Below are 2014 nucleotides of genomic sequence, written 5' to 3'. Positions count from 1 at the left end.
GTGGCCAAGTTCTGTCAGCACAAACAATTGCAACCTTCGCTCGACGTGTTTGCGCGTTGTGCCATGTTCCGGGCCCTTGATCCGGCCAGCACCGAGGCCTGAGCCATGTACCAACGCTCCCTGTTCGACATCGTGATGGAAACCGGCCAATCGATTGGCAAGCTCATCAAAGAGATGGAAAGCGAAGACGAGCTGTTTGCCAGCACGCTGACCCTGCGCGCTGTGGAGGCTCAGCTGCTCATCATGGCCCACACGATGGGCAACTTCACACCGTCCTTGCACAGTGCGCTGATGGAGGTGGACTGGAACGGCTGGGCCGTGCTGCACGACAAGCTGCGCAATGGCATCCAGCCACGCCAGGATGAGATCTGGTATGCCGTGCGGGCGCTCGTGCCACAGACCATGCAGATGCTGCAGGACGTGAGACGCAAGAACCCAGTGTGGTTCGAAGTGAGCTATTAATGTCGCTTCAGCGGTAACCCTCTTCCATCAGCACCTGGCGTACCAACGGGCGGGCACGCATGCGCTGAAAGTGGGCTGCGACACGTTCGGGCAGATGAATGCCCACGTGATCGGCCCAGAAGGAAACATAGAACAAAGCGGCATCTGCCATCGTGATCTTCGGCCCGGCGATGAAGCCATCCAGTGGCAGCCTGGGCTCCAGGACTTTGAAACCCTGTTCGACGATCTCGTGACCACGCGCCTCTATGGCCCTCAACCAGCGCTCGCGCTCGGCATCAGGCAGCCCGGATGGCAGGTAAGAGTCGGTCGTGAAGATGCGCGTGTAGCCTTGCCCGTGGATGGTGCCCACCACATAGTCCATGATCTCCATGACCGTGGCCGCCTTCAACGGGTCTTCTGGCAACAAGCCCTTGCGTGGGTAGGCCTTCGCCAGCCAGAACGCGATGGCCTGGAACTCCGTCAGCACAGAGCCATCATCCAGCATCAAGGCCGGGATCGTGCCTTTGGGGTTGATGACCAGATAGCAAGGCTGGCGATGATCACCTGCCGGCAGGTTCAGGATGGTGACCTCGAAAGGCACCTCCAGCTCTTCCAGCAGGATGTGGATGCCGGTCGAACACGAACCGGGCGTCATGTAGAACTTGAGCGTCATGCTGGGCTTGCTTGCAAGATGCGTGACAGCTCCGCACAGGGCTTGCTACCTTGGCGATACCGGCACAAGCTCATGCACACGCCGCAAGCTGATGTCGCCTTTGTCTGCTTTGTTGCAGCACCATTCCTTCAAACGATTGCGTTCAAGTCATGGCCCCTGCCGCCGCTGTCTACACCCACGATGACCTCACGCACTGGCGCACCTGCCCGCGTGACTTCTGGCTGCGTCGCCACGGTCTGGTCACGCCGCCCGCTCCCGCGACGCCTGCCTCGTCGAATCAGTCGCTCAGGGCCAGCTTCCCTCTGGCCGCCGTGATCGACCGGCCGGACTCTGACGCCACATGGCAACAGGCCATCGCACGCACACAGTTGCTCCTGGCGCAGGGGCATCTGGCAAGCCAAGGCGCTGGGGCCCCATGCGATGAAGGTCGGGCCATTCTGGGGGCTTGCTTGCAAAGCAACGAGGGCATGCGCGTGCGCATCGATGTGCTCACAGCAGGCCCCTACGGCATGCGCCTGTTCAAGGTGCGATTCGCCACCGTTGGCGATGAGGCCGATGTCGATCAAGTGGCCTTGTGGACGCATGTGGCTGCGCGAAACGGTCTGCGCATACAGAGCGCAGGCCTGCTGCTGGTCGACACCGACTTTGTCTACCCTGGTCTGGGCTGCTACTCAGGTCTGCTGCGAGAAACGGAGCTCATGCCCGTGCTTGGCTCCCGACCGATCGCAGACTGGCTGATTGGCATGCGCCGTTGCGAGCGAGGCCGCATGCCCGCCATACCCGCCGAGGCACCCTGCCATGAACCCAATGGCTGCGACCTGACCCAAACCTGTGGCACCGCCCATCTGGCGCGCCGCCTTGATGATGTCGCGGACCTCCATATCGTTGGGCGCGAGCTGG

The 2014-nt window shown here is 61.7% G+C and carries 3 protein-coding genes; 2 read left to right on the top strand and 1 reads right to left on the bottom strand.

What is annotated here, in order from left to right; genetic code table 11:
- Window positions 1–105 precede the first annotated feature (105 nt).
- Complete coding sequence (locus EPO09_RS09390) at window positions 106–462, top strand: hypothetical protein (RefSeq protein ID WP_290642452.1); 357 nt, start codon at window positions 106–108, stop codon at window positions 460–462.
- A 7-nt stretch (window positions 463–469) separates the two neighbouring features.
- On the opposite strand, the gene EPO09_RS09385 is transcribed toward EPO09_RS09390, so the two are convergent.
- A complete protein-coding gene (locus EPO09_RS09385; protein WP_290642450.1) occupies window positions 470–1114 on the bottom strand; it encodes a glutathione S-transferase N-terminal domain-containing protein in 645 nt (214 codons plus the stop codon).
- Between the two features lie 149 nt (window positions 1115–1263).
- Here EPO09_RS09385 and EPO09_RS09380 point away from each other — a divergent pair.
- A partial coding sequence (locus EPO09_RS09380; protein ID WP_290642448.1) for a hypothetical protein occupies window positions 1264–2014 on the top strand: 751 nt, incomplete at its 3' end.

The organism is Aquabacterium sp., from assembly GCF_004297345.1.
Taxonomy (GTDB): Bacteria; Pseudomonadota; Gammaproteobacteria; order Burkholderiales; family Burkholderiaceae_C; genus Aquabacterium.
Note: the sequence above shows the minus strand (reverse complement) of the source record. Positions and strands in the feature narration are given on the sequence as shown.